Consider the following 16,718-nt stretch of genomic DNA (forward strand, 5'->3'; position numbering starts at 1 on the left):
CTCCTAGGAATGAACGGGCTGTTCGGGGGTGGCGTCGATCTGGGTGGGGCGCGGCCTGGTGGTGCGCTGTTCGATCTCCTTGCGCGCAGCCTGTTCCGGTGTCAGTTCGACGATCCGTTTGACGAAGATGCCCGGCAGGTGGATCTCGTCGGGTCCCAGCTCGCCCACCTCGACGACTCGCTCCGCCTCGACGATGGTGATCCGTCCGGACATCGCGGCCGGCGGGTTGAAATTACGTGCCGCCGCGTGGAACTTGCAGTTGCCTGCCTTGTCCACCACGGCAGCGCGGATGAGTGCGTAGTCGGTGACGATCGCTTCCTCGAGGACCATGTCCTGTCCGTTGAACGATCGCACCTCTTTCGGCTGCGACGCGAGCGCGACACTGCCGTCGGGGTTGTATCGCCACGGCAGTCCACCGTCGGCGACCAGCGTGCCCACCCCGGTCGGGGTGTAGAACGCGCCGATCCCGCTGCCGCCGGCTCGCATCCGCTCGGCAAGCGTTCCTTGCGGGGTGAGTTCGACGGTCACCTCGCCGGCCAGGAACTGCCTGCCGAACTCCTTGTTCTCACCGATGTAGGAGGCGATCACCTTGTCGATCTTCCGGGCCTCCAACAACAGTCCGAGACCGGCACCGTCGACTCCGCAGTTGTTCGAGACGATGGTCAGCTGCGCGGCACCCTGATCCAGCAGCGCGTCGATGAGGAACCACGGGATACCCGCGAGGCCGAAACCGCCGACGGCGAGACTGGCCCCGTCCGGTATGTCGGCGACGGCGTCGGCGGCCGTTTCGGCCAGTTTGTCGATACTCATGATTGCTCCAGGTGTTCGATCAATGCGGGCGTGATGATCTCGGGTTGCTCGGCGTTGGCCAAGTGCGCCGAATGCGGGACGACGAGGAGCCGGCCGCTCGTGACCGAGTCGGCGATCTCGGCGAGCTTCGCCGGCGGTGTTGCGGGGTCGTCGGCGCCGGCGATCGCCAGGGTCGGGGCGGTGATCGACGCGAGATCCGCGCGCTGGTCCATCACCGCGATCGCCTCGCAGCACCCCGCATATCCCTCGGCAGACGTTTCGGCGACCATTGTCTCGTGGTAGCGGCGAGAGTCCGGGTTGTCGGCCAGATACTCGGGGGTGAACCACCGTTGCACAACGGCTTCCGCGACCGCCGCACTCCCCTGTGCCCGGACTGTCCTCGCCCGGTCGGTCCACGCCGACGACGGGGTGAGCTGGGCGCCGGTGCACAGCAGTCCGAGCGCGTTCACCCGCTCCGGGTTGCGAACCGCCACACGCATCGCCGTCATACCCCCGAGCGAGAGCCCGACGACATGGGCGCGCTCGACGTCGAGCCGGTCGAGCAGCGCGATCAGATCGTCGGCGAGATCGTCGATCGTGTACGGACCCTGCGGTATCGGCGATGCACCATGCCCGCGCGTGTGGTAGCGGACAACACGGAATCGTTCCTCCAGGGCCCCGAGTTGTGCGTCCCACATCCGATAGGTTGACCCGAGCGAATTCGACAGCACCACAACGGGTCCGTCGGCACGACCGGACACCACTGCCTCGACGTCGACGGCGCTCATCGGATGACCTCGAAGATCGCTGCGAGGCCCTGTCCGCCACCGATGCACATCGTCTCCAACACGTGACGGGCATCGCGGCGGCGCGCCTCGTGGGCGGCGGTCGCCAGGATACGGGCGCCGGTGGCGCCGATCGGGTGGCCGAGCGAGATCCCGGAACCGTTGGGGTTCAACCGGTCATCGGTCGCATCGATCTTCCACTCGGCGAGTACCGCGAGAGCCTGGGCGGCGAATGCCTCGTTGAGTTCGATGAGGTCGATCTCGTCGAGAGTGAGACCTGCCCGCTCGAGCGCAGCGGCCGTTGCGTTCACGGGCCCGATACCCATGACCTCGGGTTCGCATCCGGTGACCGCCCACGACGTCAGCGCGAGCATCGGGTCGAGACCTCGACGAGCCGCCTCGTCCCGAGTCGTGACGACGCACATGGCGGCGCCATCGTTCTGGCCGGACGCGTTGCCTGCGGTCACGGTGGATTCCGGGTCGACCTTCAACCGGATCGGCCGCAGCGCGGCCATCGACTCCACCGAGGCATCGGCGCGGGGATGCTCGTCACGCCCGACCACCACGTCCGGCTTCCCGCGTCGGCCGGGCACTGTCACCGACACGAGTTCGTCGGCGAAGCGGCCGGCCTCGTGCGCCGCGACCGCACGCTGGTGAGAGCGCACGGCGAGTTCGTCCTGCTCCGCACGGCTGATGCCGTACCGGGCACGAAGGTTCTCGGCGGTCTCGATCATGCCGCCCGGTACGGGATGGCTGTCACCGCCTGCCGTGAGGCGACCGCGGTCGAGTCGGTCCATCAGTTCGACGCCGCCCTGCCGGATTCCGGTCCGCAGCCCCAGAGCGTAGTGCTCGACATTCGACATCGATTCGGCACCGCCTGCCACCACCAGGCGCGCACCACCCGTGGCAACCTGTGCGGCACCGTTGAGGATCGCCTGCAGCCCCGAGCCGCATCGTCGGTCGACCTGCATCCCGGGGACGCCCGTGCCCAACCCGGCGTCGAGCGCGGCGATCCGGCCGATCGCGGGTGCCTCGCCGTTGGCATAGCCCTGACCGAGGATCACGTCGTCGATGTCGCCTTCGCCGAGTCCGGTTCGAGAGACCAGCTCCCGTAGCAATCCGGTGGCGAGGTCGGTCACGGTCAAGGTGGCGAGTGCGCCACCCATTCGCCCGACCGGTGTGCGCAGCGGGGAACAGATGACCACATCGGATCCGGTACTCATACGTCCACGATAGGAACGTCATTCGATATTGAGAAGTATTCATTTTCGGCCCTTTGATATGCGTAAGGTTTCAATCATGGAACTCCGACATCTCCGGTACTTCCGGGCCGTCGCCGAGGAACTCCACTTCGGCCGCGCCGCCGAGCGATTGCACATCGCACAGCCGCCGCTGTCTCAGCAGATCCGCCAACTCGAGGCCGAACTCGGTGTGACCCTCTTCGTCCGCTCCACACGGCGCGTGGAACTCACGCCGGCGGGCACCGCCTACCTGGAACGGGTCGAGGCCATCCTCGATGCCGTCGATGTCGCGGGGCTGCAGGCACAACGCGTCGCCGAGGGCCGGCAGGGCACCCTGGCGATCGGCTGCGTCGGGTCGGCCACCTATTCGCTGCTCCCCCGGCTGGTCCGTGCCCTGCGTGAGGACCTCCCCGATCTGGACGTCAGCGTGCGTGGCGAGATGCTGGCGCCGGCACAGCTGTCGGCGCTGATGTCCGGCGAGATCGACCTGGCGTTGCTGCGGCCACCGGCGGGCGGTACGGAGATCGTCGTCGAGACCGTCCGGCGAGACCGTCTCTTCGTCGCGGTACCCGAGGGCGACCTCCGATGGCGGGATACGACGGTCCACGTCGACACACTGCGCGACGCGGAGTTCATCGTGCACGCCGGGCACGGCCGATCGGTCATGAACGGGATAGTCGCGACGATCTGTGCGTCGGCCGGATTCGTACCTGCGATCCGGCACGAGGTCACCGAGACGTCGACACTCGTCACTCTGGTCGCCGCCGGACTGGGCGTGGCAATCGTCCCCGAACCCACTGCCGCCCTCGGTGTCGCCGGGGTGCGGTATCTGCCGCTGGTCCCCGACGTCGCGCCTGTCGACCTGGCCGTCGCCCGGCTCGCCGGCGATCCGTCACCGATGATCGGGCAGGTACTGGCGGTCCTGCGGCGGGTGGCGCGCGACGAGTGACGCAGAGCCCTCCGATCGGGCCCGGTTCCCCTCGACTGTGCGCGCAACCCGCCGACCGTGCGCAGAATGTCGCCCATCGCGCGCGAGGTTCCGCCGCGTCATGGGGGCCGGGTCAATAACCGAGGAACGCGTCGGTGTGGACACGCCAGAACTGCCACCGCGCGGAGGAGTCGATGCGTCGGATCGACTGAGCGGTCGAACGGACGAACCGCGGATTTCCGGATGCGTAGTAGTGCGGTGAACCGTCGACGTCATCGATCAGTCGGCGGAGCGAGTCGTCGTCGAAACCGCCGGCGAGATCGGTTGATTCGACGACCCGAACAGATGCCCCGGCATCCCTGGCAGCGTCCAGGACATCGCCGAAGACTTCCCGGTCGGCCGCCCGGACGACGTGGATCACGGTGAAGGGGCGCAAGTCGGCACCATCGATGATCGCCGAGCACAACATCGATCGGAACGGCGTGATGCCGATCCCCGAGGCGAGCAGGACCACCGGCCGACCTCGCCCCGCCCGGGGCAGCACGAAGTCACCGCCGGACAAGTCGAGATAGAGGCGTCGGGTATCGCCGCCGATGAGGCCGCACTTGAAATGCGACGGGGCCCCCGATGCGGTGAACGCGAAGCGGACTTCGTCACCGCCCGATGCATCGGCGTAGGAGAACACTCGTCGCGTCCCACGCCACACCGGCCTCGACCACTCCGGCGCACTGAGCAATGCCCATTGTCCGGGACGGAACGTCGTCGGCGCCGGCGCCACGAGGTCGAGTTCGTAGGTGTCGGCCGCGATGGGACGCGCACGATCGGCGGGAAACCCTGCCCGGTCGGCGAAAGCGAGGGGAAGTCGCCGCGCCGAGGGGTTTCGGGTCGCGAGTCGGACGCCGAAGGCGTAAAACGACCCGACGAGGAGCGCGATCTCCGGGACGAACTCGAGGCTCAGCGAGTCGGTGACCGCGATCGACACCTGCCAATACATCAGAACGCCGACCAACGCCCCGTAGGTCATGCGATGTCCGCGCGTGCTCGGTGAGGTGAGCGGCTCCGGCAACATCACGGCCGCGACAAAGAACGTCGGGCTGGACGCATACCAGAACTCCAGCGACTGACCTCCCTCGGTCAGCTCGAGAACACCGACGGTCAGCAGGGTCACCGCGAGGAAGACCAGGACCAGACGCCACTCGCGGAGAACGGTGACCAGGAGTGCGCCGATGACGACCATCGGGATCACCAGCGGTTTCGCGGCGATCCACCAGAGCGGGTAGCCGATGGTGCCGACCTCCGCGTAGGCGAGCGCGTACACGACCACGGCACCCGCGACCGCCGGGTTGATCACCACCCGTCTGCGCCACGCGAGCACGTACTTCGACAGTCCGGCAGCGGCGGCGCCGACGGCGACAGTGATCGCGGAACCCGAATCGGTGACGCCCGGCAGGATGAAGAACAGGATCACCGCCGTGATCAACCAGGAATCCGACCCCGGCGGCACCCGCACCACCGCGGCCCCCGCATAGGTCGCGAGACCGGTGACCACCACGGCGATGATCAGCGACAACGCCAGTTCATCTGGGCGGTAGGCGAAGTCGCCATCGGTCGCGGCCACCACGAAGGCCGCCACGGCGAGTGCCACCAGGGCGAGGAGCACGGCGCGATGAGCCGTGAGCCAGGCCGGGATCACGCGCGTCACAGGAACAACTCCAACCCCGGGATGTCGGTGTGCTCGACGGTCCCGTTGCGTCGAATGGTCACGTGATGGAAACCGGCGGCGTGAAAGTCGAAGGCGGACCGCAGAATCGACGCCGGCGTGAAGAACAGTGCGGTGGCCAGCCCATCGGCGGTCATCGTGTCGGGTGCGATCACCCAGCTGGCCAGCACCTCCCGGGCCGGTGACGCCGAGCGCGGATCGATGATGTGATGCCAGTCCGCCCACGCCCGACGGTTGGCCGCCGACGCACAGATCGCTCCGTCGTCGAGTTCGACGACCCCGATCGCCTTCTCGGCGTCGAGCGGGTGCTCGAGTGCAACCCTCAGCGGGCCGTCGGATGATCGGATTCGCATGTCGCCGCTGCCGTCCACCACGTAGCTGTCGACCGCCTCGCCGACGATCCCGGCGACTCGATCGACGGCAAACCCCTTCCCGGCCGCCCCGACGTCGAGGAGCACCGGGTGACGGACATCGAGTGAGCCGGAGTGACCGGCGAGCACGCCCTCCCACCAGGGCGCGGGTGCGACCTCGGGTTTCGGCGCGAGGCTGTAGCCGGCGTCGTAGCCTGCATCGACGAGAACCTGGCCGACCATCGGCGACACCGCTCCACCGGTCAGGTCGTAGAGCCGCCGATACCAGTCGACCAGTGGCTGATCGGCCGGGGCGATCGGATAGCGGCCGGCACGCCGACCGATCTCGGCGACCGTGGAATCGTCACGAAACCGCGACCACGCCCGATCGATCCGATCGAGTTCGTCGGTCACCCGACGCGCGACGACGTCGGCGAGTGGAACGGGTGTGGAGATCTCCCAGCGTGTGCCGAGGGCGTCGAAACACCATGCATGGGCGAGTGGTCGCACAGTAGCGGACACCGACGTGTCAGGCCTGCGCTTCGGTCTTGATCTGGTCGATCGCATCGTTGAATCCTGTTGACGTCAACGAAGATCCCGAGACCTTGTGGACGTCGAGGTCGTCGATGTTCTTGCCGACCACCAGTGCATCGACGCCGCTCGCGAATTTCCCCTGGAACTCCTTGGAGGTGCCCTTGGTCTGGCTCGTGTCCAGGCTCAACGCCGTGATCACCGAATTCGACAAGGTGACGGTGACACCGACCTGCTGCGGCCCGCCCGGTGACACGTAGTGCCCGGTGGCCGAATACTCGCCGTCCCGGTAGGTCCCACTCGCCGCCGACGCGGTGCCGGCTGCCCCGCCTGAGGCCATCGAACTCGTCGCCGCGGTGTCCGACGGGTCGTCGGAACCGCACGCACCGGTGACGAGGCCGACGGTCGCCAACGCTGCGGCAACTCCGGCCGCACGGGGCAGGGTGTCTGTACGGGTCATACGTCGATTCTGCAATAAGGCCTACCTAACGACCAGCCGGAGGAGCTGATCGCAAGGTAATCCTCAGGTAAACGACAGCTTCAGGCGTATTCGATCAGCGTCCGGCCGCGGCGACGCGCGCCTGGATCGCATCGACGAACACCGACTTGATGTCCTCGGGTGTCTGCGCCACATATGTGGTGCCTCCCGGGGTGGCGTCGGCGATCTCCTTCAACGCCTCGGTATCGGCATCCTCGGAGATCCCGATCGTGAGGACCAGGACCGGACGTGCCGGATCCTCGAGTTCTTTCAGCTGAGAGAGCAACTCGTCGAGGCTGATGCTGTTCGGATCCTCGTTCTGCCCGTCGGTCATGATGATGACCGAGTTCGAGTAGTTCGGGTCGTAGCTGTTCTGCACCTCTTTGAATGCGGCGAGAGTCGTGTCGTAGAGGCCCGTCCCGCCACCGAGCTGAGAGGGTGCGAGACCACGACGGACCGCCCGGCCCAGCTCCTGGCGGTGCGTTCCGCCACCGACGGCCGGTGCGTCGAGACGCCGGATCGGCGACATCCATTTCCAGTCCTGATCAGGGCCACCCTTGTCGATGCCGAACGCCCATCCACCGACCATGGCGTTGTTGGGGAACAGGGTGAGGCCGGTCATCGACGCATCGATGAGCAGATCGGCACGGGTCTGGTCTCCTGCCGGTGCAGCCATCGAACCCGAGGTGTCCTCGACGACGAGCGTACGAATCGGCACGCCGAGCACCTGCCACTGCCGGATCGCCCGGTCGACCTGCGACGGATCCTTGAGCTCGAGGTTCTTGACCTGACCGATTCCGGCGCCGTCGGGCAACGCCGCACCATCGGGATTGCGATACCCGGACTCGTTGAGCGTCTTCTGGCCATCGGACGACGCGAGCCTGTCGGCCAGCTCCTTGCCCGCCTTGGCGGCGGTGTCCTTGCGAGCCGCGCTCGCGGTGTTGACCATCGGGTAGTCGAGCATCACGGTGCCGTCGGCGGGCACCGATGCCTTCAGCTCGGAACCCGGATGGGTTCGCGTGAACAACAGGTACTGCTGCTCGGTGGTGACCACCGGGACCTCGGTCGTGTTCGCGAGGTTCAGGCGGGTGCCCTCGTTGTCGTTGGCCAGGCGCGCATTGTTCTGCTGCACGGCGAGCACCGTCATCGCCGCCGTCAGCTGCTTCTCCGACAGGTTCCCGGCATTTTCCTCCGCCAGGGCACCCACGATCGGCGCGTCACCGGTGCTGGTGTCGATCGGGCTGCCGGTCCGCAGATCCTGCAGCTTCATCACGTCGACCCAGCTGTTCAACTGCGGGACGGACTTCCCCACCACCACCGTCGGCGAGGACGCGATCGACGGTGACACCATGTTCAGGTCACGGCGCACCTGAGTGGTGACCCGGCGGGCCTGGATCTGCGAGTCGGCGACCCACAGGTCGGGCGCCTTGTCACCGCTGGTCAACTGACCGGGCACCTGAGCGCCTGCCACGCCGTTGATGTCGAAGTCGTAGCAGGAGTCCTCGGATGCGTCCTGGGTGACGGTGCGCAACGCACTGGTCATGGAGGGATCCGATGCGACCGAGATGGTTTCCCGATCAGCACAGCCCACGGCACCTGTCCGCCACAGCACGAAGCCGGTGACCAGTGCGGCGACGACGATCAGGGCGGCACCACCCCAGAGCCAGCCTGCCCGTCTGCCCGTCGACGTACGCCGGTGATCGAACCCGAAATCGTCGTCGGAGGCCCGCCGAGCCGATTGCCGCTCGATCGGACCGCTCGCCGGCATGTCGATCGGACCCGTGCGCGACACACGCTCCGCGCCCGACCCCTGTCGATCGTGCCCCGCTCCCGGTTCCGGCCGATCCCGACCGTCTCCCGACTCCGGGCGACCACCGCCCGAACTGTGACGCCCCATCGCCGTCCCCCCTGTTTGTCGTCTAGCCGAAGACCTCACGGAACGTCGTCAATGACTTCCGCAGATCCCCGGATACCGCCATGGCCGCTGCCTTGCCGGCCGGCCCGATCAGTGGCAAACCGCCGAGATCAACAGTGAAGGTTACTGTCGACCCCGAATCGGTGGGCGCTATGCCCAGGTCGAGCTTGGCCTTCACGCCGCCCTTGCCGTTGCCTTTCAACCGCACCTGCTCCAATGGACGGTACTTCTCGATCGTCCAGTCGAACCGGATGCGGGTCCCCTTGACCTTGACCACCGATGCCAGCGACACACCTTCGCCGAGCTCGTCGGCGGCCGGAACCGCGGACCGCCAGCCGTCATGCAACACGAGCCACTCCGGGTAACGCGTCAGATCCGATGCCGCGGCCCAGGTATCTTCGACAGACAGATCCACATCGATGGAGTCACTAGTCTTGGCCATGGTCAGTGAGCCTAGCGTCAGCGACAACGCGCGAGCGCTGCTGGGCACCGTTCTGGTGGGGCACGGCGTCGCCGCCCGCATCACAGAGGTGGAGGCATACGGCGGTCGCGACGATCCGGCATCGCACGCATACACCCGCACACCAAGGTCGGAGATCATGTACGGCCCGCCTGGGCGGCTCTACGTCTACCGGATCCACGGGCACTTCTGTGCGAATGTGGTGACCGGACCAACCGAACAGGGATCGGCTGTCCTGGTCCGCGCCGGGGAGATCGTCGACGGGCTCGATCTGGCCCGCAGACGGCGGCCGACGGCCAAGAATGATGTGTCGTTGGCGCGTGGGCCGGGGAATCTCACCCGCGCTCTCGGCATCACGATGGATGACCTCAACAGCAACCTCGACGACGGCAAGCCCGTCAGCATCGACCGATCGGTACCGGTGGTCTCGGCAGCGATCAGCGTGGGACCTCGGGTCGGCGTCCGACGTGCCGCCGACGTCCCGTGGCGATTCTGGTTCGCAGCCGATCCGACCGTGTCGTCGTATCGGCGGCATGCTCGGGCCGAAACCCGGGGCGAACCCTAGGCCTGGGACGGATTCTGCTTCGGCTCTTCGGGTTTCGGCGGTTCCGGGGTCGGGGCGGGAGCCGGGTTCTCCGGCTTCGGGGTGTCCGACCCGACCGCCTTCTTGACCGCGTCCTGCGCCTTGTCGACATGACCGGAGTATTTGCCACCGGTGACCTTGTTGACCGTGTCGCCGCCCTTCTCGATCAGGCTCGGATTGCCCTTGAGCGCGGCCTTGGCCTTGTCCACCAGTCCTTTGAGATCCATGCTCCGAGTCTAGTCAGTCGGGACGTCCCGGTGCAGTCCCATCGGCGACGGGATCCGCGGCATCGGCCCGGCGTCAATCTCGCGCCGCCACGATGCGCGGAACCATCCGCGACACCAGCTCGACGGCGGCTATACCCACCGCCGCCGACACCGCCGCGACCGACATCATCTGCGTGTTCGACGTGTCCAGCTTGAACAGGTCCTGGGTCCACGGCCACCAGAAGATCACCACGTATGCGCCGACCGACACCCCGATCAGGATCGCCTTCCACCAGTTGTACGGCCGCGCGACCACCGCGAGGACATACAGGGCGACGGCGATCAGGGTCATCAGCGTCGCGGTCGCCGCCTGCGTCTGCAGAGGGCTGAGGTCGACCGAGTCCTTGCTCCCGATCTCGACACCCGCCCCACCCGGGTTCACGATGACGTAGGTGACGAAGGCGGCCAGTCCGACGATGATCCCGTTCGGCACCGCCTGGGACAGCACCCGTCGGACGAAACCCGGCCGGGCCCGTTCGTTGTTCGGTGCCAGCGACAGCACGAACGCCGGGATACCGATCGTGAACCACGCCGAGATGGTCACGTGGATCGGCTGGAACGGGTAGCTGAGGGAACCCGCACCGAACAGGTGATCCACCAGTCCGCCGATGCCGACGAACAACGCCAGCAGCACCGCGTACACGGTCTTGGTGAGGAACAGGTTGGAGACCCGTTCGATGTTGCCGATCACGCGGCGACCCTCGCCGACGACATAGGGAAGAGTGGCAAACCTGTTGTCGAGCAACACGATCTGCGCGACCGAACGCGCCGCCGAACTCCCCGACCCCATTGCCACCCCGATGTCGGCGTCCTTGAGTGCCAGCACGTCGTTGACGCCGTCGCCGGTCATCGCGACGGTGTCGCCCGAGGACTGCAACGCCTTGACCATCGACCGCTTCTGATCCGGCCGCACCCGGCCGAAGGTGACGCCGCGTTCGACGATCTCGGCGAGTTCGTCCTGATCGGTCGGCAGGCTGCGTGCGTCCACCGACGTATCCGGCGAGCCCAGACCGAGTGAGGCCGCGACGGCGCCGACCGAACGCGCATTGTCGCCGGAGATCACCTTGACATCGACGTGCTGACCGGCGAAGTAGTCGAGGGTCTCCCGTGCATCGGACCGCACCCGCTGCTCGAGCACGACGAGCGCGACAGGGGTGACCGATCCCGGTGTGTCGGTACCCGGCGCAGGAGGGGTGTCGACCGGCACATCGGTCTGGGCGAGCAGCAGAATCCGCAGTCCGGTCGAACCGAGTTCGTTCGCCAGATGGGCGGTGGGACTCTCCTGGTCGAGGAGCACATCGGGCGCACCCACCAGCCAGTTGCCCATGTCCTCACCGCCTGCGTCGCGGAAGGACATCCCGCTCCACTTCTTGGCCGAGGTGAACGGCTCAACCGAGACCAACGACCACGACGGTGGCTCGGGGAAGGCCTCGGACAAGGCCTGCATGCTGGCGTTCGGGCGCGGGTCGTGTGCGGCCAACGAGGCCAGGACGGGTCCGAGATCGGCAGGCGTCTGCCCGGCGACCGGCCGCACTTCCGACAGCCGCATCCCGTTCTCGGTGAGAGTCCCCGTCTTGTCGGCACACACCACGTTCACGCGGGCCAGACCTTCGATCGCGGGCAGCTCGTTGACCAGACATCGACGCTGACCGAGGCGCACCACGCCGACCGCGAACGCGATCGAGGTCATCAGGACGAGACCTTCCGGCACCATCGGCACGAGGGCGGCGACCATGCCCAGCAGTGCGGCGCGTATTCCGTTGTCGCTGATGAACACCTGGTTGACGATGGTGAGGATGCCCGCCGGGATCAGCAGCCAGGTGATCACCTTGAGGATCTGGTCGATCCCCGACCGCAGTTCCGAGGAGACCAGGGTGAACTTGGACGCCTCCGACGCGAGCTGCGCGGCGTAGGCCTCGGCACCGACCTTGGTGGCGCGGTAAGCGCCGGAGCCCGCGACAACGAAGCTCCCGGACAGGATCTGGTCCCCCGGCACCTTGTCGACCGGGTCCGCCTCGCCGGTGAGCAGCGATTCATCCACGTCGAGGGCCATCGCCTCGACCAGCTCCCCGTCGACGACGACCTGGTCGCCTGCACCGATCTCGATGATGTCGTCGAGGACGATCTCGTTCGGCGGCAGCGCGCCCACCTGCCCGTCCCGACGCACCATCGGTGTCGTCTGACCGACGATCGCCAACTTGTCCAGCGTCCGTTTCGCACGGACCTCCTGGATGATGCCGATGCCGCTGTTCGCGATGATGAGCAGCCCGAACAGGCCGTTGATCAGCGAGCCGGTGGAGGCGACGATCGCGAACAGGACCCCGAGGATCGCGTTGATCCGGGTGAACACGTTGGCTCGGATGATGTCGGCGACGGAGCGACCCGACCGATCCGGCAGATCGTTGACCTGGCCGTCGGCCACCCGCTGCGCGACCTCCGCTGCGGTGAGACCAGGATGACCGGCGGTCACCTGCGTCACGCGGACGCCTCCCACCACGCCGGGTCGTCGAGTGCGGTGCCCGATCGTGTCAGGAGGTCGATCGCGCCGCCTGGCGGCGGAACCACCACCGTCGTCGCGTTGGCTGCCGCGGCCGGTAGCAGCCGGGCGATGGGTTCACCCCACGGATGGCGGGCGAGATTGAACGTCCCCCAGTGGATCGGGATCATCACCGCGTCGCGTACACGATCTCCGGTCACCATCCGATGCACCCGGACCGCCTCTTCGGGGTTCACATGGACATCCGGCCACACGGGGTCGTAGGCACCCACGGCCACCAGAGTCAGGTCGACGCCGCCGAGCCGCATCCCGACCTCCTCGAACTGCTCGGAGAACCCGGTGTCACCAGAGAAGAAGAAACTGTGGGTGGGGCCGGCGACCACCCAGCTCGCCCACTGCGTGAGGTTGCGGGTCAGTGATCGCCCGGAGAAGTGTCGGGCGGGCGTGCAGGTGAACGTCAGGTCGCCGCGACCGAAGGACAGGGTGTGTTCGTCCCACCAGTCGATCTGATCGATCCGGTCAGCCGCGATCCCCCAGGACATCAGGTGGGCACCGACCCCGATCGGGGCGACGAAGCGGACGTCCGGCTGCCGCGCGGCGAGGTCCACCACGGTGGGCATGTCGAGGTGGTCGTAGTGGTCATGGCTGATCAGGACCACGTCGATCGGCGGCAGGTCTGCGACATGGGCCGGCGCGGGATGCATGCGGGCCGGGCCGATGGCACTGGCGGGTGAACAACGCCGACTGAACACCGGATCGGTCAGCACGCGTAGTCCGTCGAGTTCGACGAGTACCGAGGCGTGCCCGAGCCAGGTGGCCCCCAGGGCGCGCACCTCATCAGCGAAATCGGGGCTCAGGACGGGGATCGGCCGTCGCGGCCGCCCGGGACGGCGCGCCATGTCGAGAATCACCCGGAAGTCGGCGTCGACCGAGAGCTCGGCCTGTTCGAGATTGCTGAACACGCCACCGCGTTGCCGTGGCGACGCCGCGGTGTACCGGCTGATCTCCTCCGCGTCGGCGCCCAGGGCACGCGCCGCGGGTAGTCCGCGCCTGGCGAGTCCGCCCGTGACCGCGTTGGCCGTCGTGAGCCCCACCGTCGAGAGGGTTGAGGCCGCACGCTGTGCCAGATTTGCGCCGGTCCGGCTGATAGTCGAGGTCACGGGACCCAGGATAGTGCCGTCCGACTCCCGGACGGGCCGGGATGCCGACGTGTTGACCGTCTCGACGAACCGTCTCGCTCGGCGGACCCGCCCATCTCACGTTCGTTGCCCGATTCGCACTGATAGGCTTCGGCGAACACGTCACCATACATGTGCAGGTCACATGCGGTCTTGGGGGTAGTCCTCGTTGGCACGAATGTCTGTCGGGGAGCGTCGGACGGCGCTCATCGAAGCCGCATATCGCGTGATCGCCGATCACGGTGTCGAAGGTGCGACCACGCGTCGCATCTGCGCGCACGCGAACATGCCGCTGGCCAGTTTCCACTACGCGTTCGACAGTCGCACGGCATTGCTCTGCGCGGTGATGGAGACCGCTGTGCCGTCCGACATCAGCCGGATGCTGGAAGCGATCCTGCCGATGGCCGCCGACCCGGAAGGCCGCGGGCGTGAGGCGATGCGCAAGAACGCGCAGGCACACCTCGAGGGCTTCTACACCCTGCTCAAGGCCGATCCCGGCCGGATGCAGGCCACCATCTCACTCGGCATCTACGCGCACAATCACGCGGAGCTGCAAGAGGTCGGCAAGGAGATGTACGGCCGCCTCTACGAGGTGGCGGGTGTCGGCCTGGAGATCTCCGCCGAGCGCGCGGGGGTGCGGTGGAAGGAACCGGTCTCCGATCTCAGCCCGGTGATCATCGCCGCCACCAACACCATCACCCTCACCTATCTGAGCACCTCTGACGATGTGGCGATCGCGAAGATCATCGAACTGGTGGTGACCGCGCTGATGTCCTACGTCGTCGAGGACTGAGCGGACCGAGCCCCCTCTGCCCGGAGTGTCGGCTCGTCGACGAACTCTTCTCCACCCCCGCTGGATTCGGCGGAGCCCGCCGGACCCGCCCATACCGAGAACACCGCCGCGGCCACACAGATGGCCGCCACGACCGCCCAGGCGCACAGCACCCCGGCGTCCGGGTGCACGAGGGACTGACCGTGCAACGCCTGCCACAACGTGATTGCCACCGCACTCGCGTAGCCGCCTGCCGCGATGCCGACGATGCGAGTCCGCGTGCGTTGGTCACGTATGCGTGGCACCCGCCGCGCGGAGACCATCAGCACGAAGGTCAGCAACAGGAGGATCTGCATCCCGTGCAGTCCGAGGAAATGCGGGATACGCAGGTCTCCGGCCTGCAGACTCCAGCCGGTGATCGGCATGCCCGGCGTGCCGTCCGGCGCGCCGAAGGTGTGCTTGGCCGAGAGCGTCACCAGCTCACCGGACGCAGTGCGTGCCACCTGCGGGCCGGCGAACCCGACGAGATAACCGAGAGCCATGCCGACCACCGAGATCACGAGCCCGGCACGGATGGCCACGGTGGTGGCCGGGTCGCCGATGCGTTGCCACAGCAGGATGCACGCGATGAGCAGGTTGGCGAAGAACAGGCCCGGCACGCCGGTGGTGAACACGACCTGCCCGATCGAGTTGACCGGATCGGCTTGGGAGTTGAAGTGGCTGAACGTGCCCCGGGCCGCCTGCACGACGATGAATCCCACGTCGATCACCGCGGTCGCGGCGAAGACGGGCGCGAGCACCCGCGTCCATCGGCGACCGCGGTGCGGATGGTCGAGGAGCCAGGCGAGGGTCGCGGTGTAGAGCGCAAAGGCCACACCGAATTTGACCGGCTTGGCCCAGACCGAGACCCCCAGCAGCATCCGGTCATCGACGGCCATGGCGCACAGCCCGACCACCACGAGCGCTGCCATCAGGGTTGCCGTCCACATCAGGATTCGCTGGGTACGAAACAGTTCCATGTCTCGGAAAGGTAGGTGTGCAAGGCACTTCGAGGCCTCCCCCGCGGGAGTGAGTGCAGACCCCTACTCAGGGGGGATGGCGTTTCCCGCCGCTCGATCAGCGGATGGATTTCTCCGACCCGCGGTGGATCGGTCCGTCGACATCGCGCAGCGGACGCCCGCTGCCACCATTCCGCTCGGAGATCAGTTGCGCCAGAATCGATATCGCCACCTCTGACGGAGTGTGGCCGCCGATGTCGAGTCCGAGCGGAGACCGCAGCCGATCGATCTGGTCTCGCGGGAGCCCGGCCTCGGCCAGGCGGCTGATGCGATCGGTGTGCGTGCGCCGGGAGCCGAGGGCACCCACGAAACCGACGCGGTCGGACCGCAGCGCCGTCGTCAGGATCGGTACGTCGACCTTGGCATCGTGCGTCATCACGCAGACCACAGTGGCGGAATCTGTTCGGCCCGAGACGATCTCGCCGTCCAGATATCGATCCGGCCAGGCCACGATCACTTCGTCGGCATCGGGGAAGCGGGCCGCGGTCGTGAACACCGGCCGCGGGTCGACGACCGTGACGTGATAACCGACGTTCTTCGCCGCCGAGGTGAGAGCCCGGACGAATTCGTTGGCACCGACCGCGATCAGGCGACGCGGCGGTGCGAATGGCTGCACGAAGGTCCGCGGTCGGTCGGCAGCGCAACCGAGTGGCGTCTCGGTGTCATCGACGCCCACGATCCCACTGCGTCCGGCGTCGATCAGGTCGGCGATGTCCTCGTCGAGTTCGCTCCGGCGTTCGATCGCGTCACCGTGGTTCACCCGCCACACCGGCCGTGTGGTCAGCGTCGTCGCCAGCGCGACCGGTCGCCCGGTGGTGATCGCGGCGAGGAGTTCGGTGAGGGCGGCCGCGTGACCCGCATCGATCCGTTCGACGAAGATCTCGATCTCGCCCCCGCAGGTGAGGCCGATGGCGACATCGTCGAGGTCCACCGGACCGAAGTGCTCGCCGACCGCATAACCCGTGTCCAGTACGTCACGCGCCGACTGCACGACGGCCGAGTCGACACATCCCCCCGACAGCGAACCGATCACCTCTCCGGCCGCGGTCACCGCCATCGCCGCACCGAGTCGGCGAGGCGTCGGGCCACTCGTCGCGACGACCCGCGCCAGCGCCACCGGACCGCAGGCGAGACGGTCCAGCAGCACGGGTATGAGACTTCGCATCT

16 protein-coding genes are annotated in these 16,718 nt (G+C 67.3%); 3 read left to right on the plus strand and 13 right to left on the minus strand.

The genetic code is table 11. From position 1 onward, the window contains the following. Positions 1-3: 3 nt before the first annotated feature. The 3 genes from IDF66_RS17405 to IDF66_RS17415 are packed head-to-tail and all read right to left on the minus strand — an operon-like array spanning position 4 to position 2,797. A complete protein-coding gene (locus IDF66_RS17405) occupies positions 4-810 on the minus strand; it encodes a CoA transferase subunit A (RefSeq protein WP_190267903.1) in 807 nt (268 codons plus the stop codon). Then, complete coding sequence (pcaD, locus tag IDF66_RS17410; protein ID WP_190267904.1) at positions 807-1,577, minus strand: 3-oxoadipate enol-lactonase; 771 nt, start codon at positions 1,575-1,577, stop codon at positions 807-809. Before pcaD ends, IDF66_RS17405 begins: the two co-directional genes overlap by 4 nt. Then, positions 1,574-2,797, minus strand: coding sequence for an acetyl-CoA C-acetyltransferase (locus tag IDF66_RS17415; RefSeq protein ID WP_190267905.1), 1,224 nt, complete (start codon positions 2,795-2,797; stop codon positions 1,574-1,576). Before IDF66_RS17415 ends, pcaD begins: the two co-directional genes overlap by 4 nt. Positions 2,798-2,873: 76 nt before the next feature. Between IDF66_RS17415 and IDF66_RS17420 the strand changes: the two genes are divergently transcribed. Then, positions 2,874-3,764 carry a LysR substrate-binding domain-containing protein gene (locus IDF66_RS17420; protein WP_164307101.1) on the plus strand — a complete coding sequence of 297 codons (891 nt, stop codon included), beginning with the start codon at positions 2,874-2,876 and terminating at the stop codon, positions 3,762-3,764. 112 nt (positions 3,765-3,876) lie between these two features. Here the strand turns inward: IDF66_RS17420 and IDF66_RS17425 are convergent, their stop codons facing one another. The 5 genes from IDF66_RS17425 to IDF66_RS17445 form a co-directional block, all read right to left on the minus strand. Continuing rightward, entirely contained in the window at positions 3,877-5,445 is a 1,569-nt protein-coding gene (locus IDF66_RS17425; protein WP_190267906.1) for an oxidoreductase, read from the minus strand. After that, positions 5,442-6,335 (minus strand): FAD:protein FMN transferase, encoded by an 894-nt coding sequence (locus IDF66_RS17430; RefSeq protein WP_317628744.1) that lies wholly within the window; start codon positions 6,333-6,335, stop codon positions 5,442-5,444. The genes IDF66_RS17425 and IDF66_RS17430 overlap by 4 nt, the downstream gene beginning before the upstream one ends. 7 nt (positions 6,336-6,342) lie before the next feature. Further along, positions 6,343-6,804: an FMN-binding protein gene (locus IDF66_RS17435; RefSeq protein ID WP_190267908.1), complete on the minus strand. Its 462-nt coding sequence runs from the start codon at positions 6,802-6,804 to the stop codon at positions 6,343-6,345. Between the two features lie 94 nt (positions 6,805-6,898). After that, positions 6,899-8,719, minus strand: coding sequence for a substrate-binding domain-containing protein (locus IDF66_RS17440; RefSeq protein ID WP_190267909.1), 1,821 nt, complete (start codon positions 8,717-8,719; stop codon positions 6,899-6,901). Between the two features lie 22 nt (positions 8,720-8,741). After that, positions 8,742-9,179, minus strand: coding sequence for a type II toxin-antitoxin system Rv0910 family toxin (locus IDF66_RS17445; protein ID WP_164307106.1), 438 nt, complete (start codon positions 9,177-9,179; stop codon positions 8,742-8,744). Here IDF66_RS17445 and IDF66_RS17450 point away from each other — a divergent pair. Further along, a complete protein-coding gene (locus IDF66_RS17450) occupies positions 9,157-9,762 on the plus strand; it encodes a DNA-3-methyladenine glycosylase (protein WP_190267910.1) in 606 nt (201 codons plus the stop codon). The genes IDF66_RS17445 and IDF66_RS17450 overlap by 23 nt on opposite strands. On the opposite strand, the gene IDF66_RS17455 is transcribed toward IDF66_RS17450, so the two are convergent. The 3 genes from IDF66_RS17455 to IDF66_RS17465 form a co-directional block, all read right to left on the minus strand. Continuing rightward, complete coding sequence (locus IDF66_RS17455; protein WP_190267911.1) at positions 9,759-10,007, minus strand: antitoxin; 249 nt, start codon at positions 10,005-10,007, stop codon at positions 9,759-9,761. The genes IDF66_RS17450 and IDF66_RS17455 overlap by 4 nt on opposite strands. A gap of 73 nt (positions 10,008-10,080) precedes the next feature. Beyond that, positions 10,081-12,525: an HAD-IC family P-type ATPase gene (locus IDF66_RS17460; protein WP_317628745.1), complete on the minus strand. Its 2,445-nt coding sequence runs from the start codon at positions 12,523-12,525 to the stop codon at positions 10,081-10,083. Beyond that, a complete protein-coding gene (locus IDF66_RS17465; protein WP_190267913.1) occupies positions 12,522-13,703 on the minus strand; it encodes an MBL fold metallo-hydrolase in 1,182 nt (393 codons plus the stop codon). Before IDF66_RS17465 ends, IDF66_RS17460 begins: the two co-directional genes overlap by 4 nt. A gap of 187 nt (positions 13,704-13,890) precedes the next feature. Here IDF66_RS17465 and IDF66_RS17470 point away from each other — a divergent pair, with 187 nt between their 5' ends. Then, on the plus strand, positions 13,891-14,514 hold the full coding sequence (locus IDF66_RS17470; protein WP_223309725.1) for a TetR/AcrR family transcriptional regulator: 624 nt from the start codon (positions 13,891-13,893) through the stop codon (positions 14,512-14,514). Here the strand turns inward: IDF66_RS17470 and IDF66_RS17475 are convergent. Both IDF66_RS17475 and IDF66_RS17480 read right to left on the minus strand, forming a co-directional pair. Next, a complete protein-coding gene (locus tag IDF66_RS17475) occupies positions 14,496-15,512 on the minus strand; it encodes a hypothetical protein (protein ID WP_190267914.1) in 1,017 nt (338 codons plus the stop codon). The genes IDF66_RS17470 and IDF66_RS17475 overlap by 19 nt on opposite strands. Before the next feature lie 97 nt (positions 15,513-15,609). Beyond that, complete coding sequence (locus IDF66_RS17480; RefSeq protein ID WP_190267915.1) at positions 15,610-16,716, minus strand: XdhC family protein; 1,107 nt, start codon at positions 16,714-16,716, stop codon at positions 15,610-15,612. Positions 16,717-16,718 lie beyond the last annotated feature (2 nt).

Source organism: Gordonia hankookensis (assembly GCF_014673215.1).
Lineage (GTDB): Bacteria > Actinomycetota > Actinomycetes > Mycobacteriales > Mycobacteriaceae > Gordonia > Gordonia hankookensis.

What these genes read in the sequence shown, in the direction of transcription:
- IDF66_RS17405 (WP_190267903.1), bottom strand. Translation starts at nt 810, where the DNA reads ATGAGTATCGACAAACTGGCCGAAACGGCCGCCGACGCCGTCGCCGAC.
- pcaD (WP_190267904.1), bottom strand. Translation starts at nt 1,577, where the DNA reads ATGAGCGCCGTCGACGTCGAGGCAGTGGTGTCCGGTCGTGCCGACGGA.
- IDF66_RS17415 (WP_190267905.1), bottom strand. Translation starts at nt 2,797, where the DNA reads ATGAGTACCGGATCCGATGTGGTCATCTGTTCCCCGCTGCGCACACCG.
- IDF66_RS17420 (WP_164307101.1), top strand. Translation starts at nt 2,874, where the DNA reads ATGGAACTCCGACATCTCCGGTACTTCCGGGCCGTCGCCGAGGAACTC.
- IDF66_RS17435 (WP_190267908.1), bottom strand. Translation starts at nt 6,804, where the DNA reads ATGACCCGTACAGACACCCTGCCCCGTGCGGCCGGAGTTGCCGCAGCG.
- IDF66_RS17440 (WP_190267909.1), bottom strand. Translation starts at nt 8,719, where the DNA reads ATGGGGCGTCACAGTTCGGGCGGTGGTCGCCCGGAGTCGGGAGACGGT.
- IDF66_RS17450 (WP_190267910.1), top strand. Translation starts at nt 9,157, where the DNA reads ATGGAGTCACTAGTCTTGGCCATGGTCAGTGAGCCTAGCGTCAGCGAC.
- IDF66_RS17445 (WP_164307106.1), bottom strand. Translation starts at nt 9,179, where the DNA reads ATGGCCAAGACTAGTGACTCCATCGATGTGGATCTGTCTGTCGAAGAT.
- IDF66_RS17455 (WP_190267911.1), bottom strand. Translation starts at nt 10,007, where the DNA reads ATGGATCTCAAAGGACTGGTGGACAAGGCCAAGGCCGCGCTCAAGGGC.
- IDF66_RS17475 (WP_190267914.1), bottom strand. Translation starts at nt 15,512, where the DNA reads ATGGAACTGTTTCGTACCCAGCGAATCCTGATGTGGACGGCAACCCTG.
- IDF66_RS17480 (WP_190267915.1), bottom strand. Translation starts at nt 16,716, where the DNA reads ATGCGAAGTCTCATACCCGTGCTGCTGGACCGTCTCGCCTGCGGTCCG.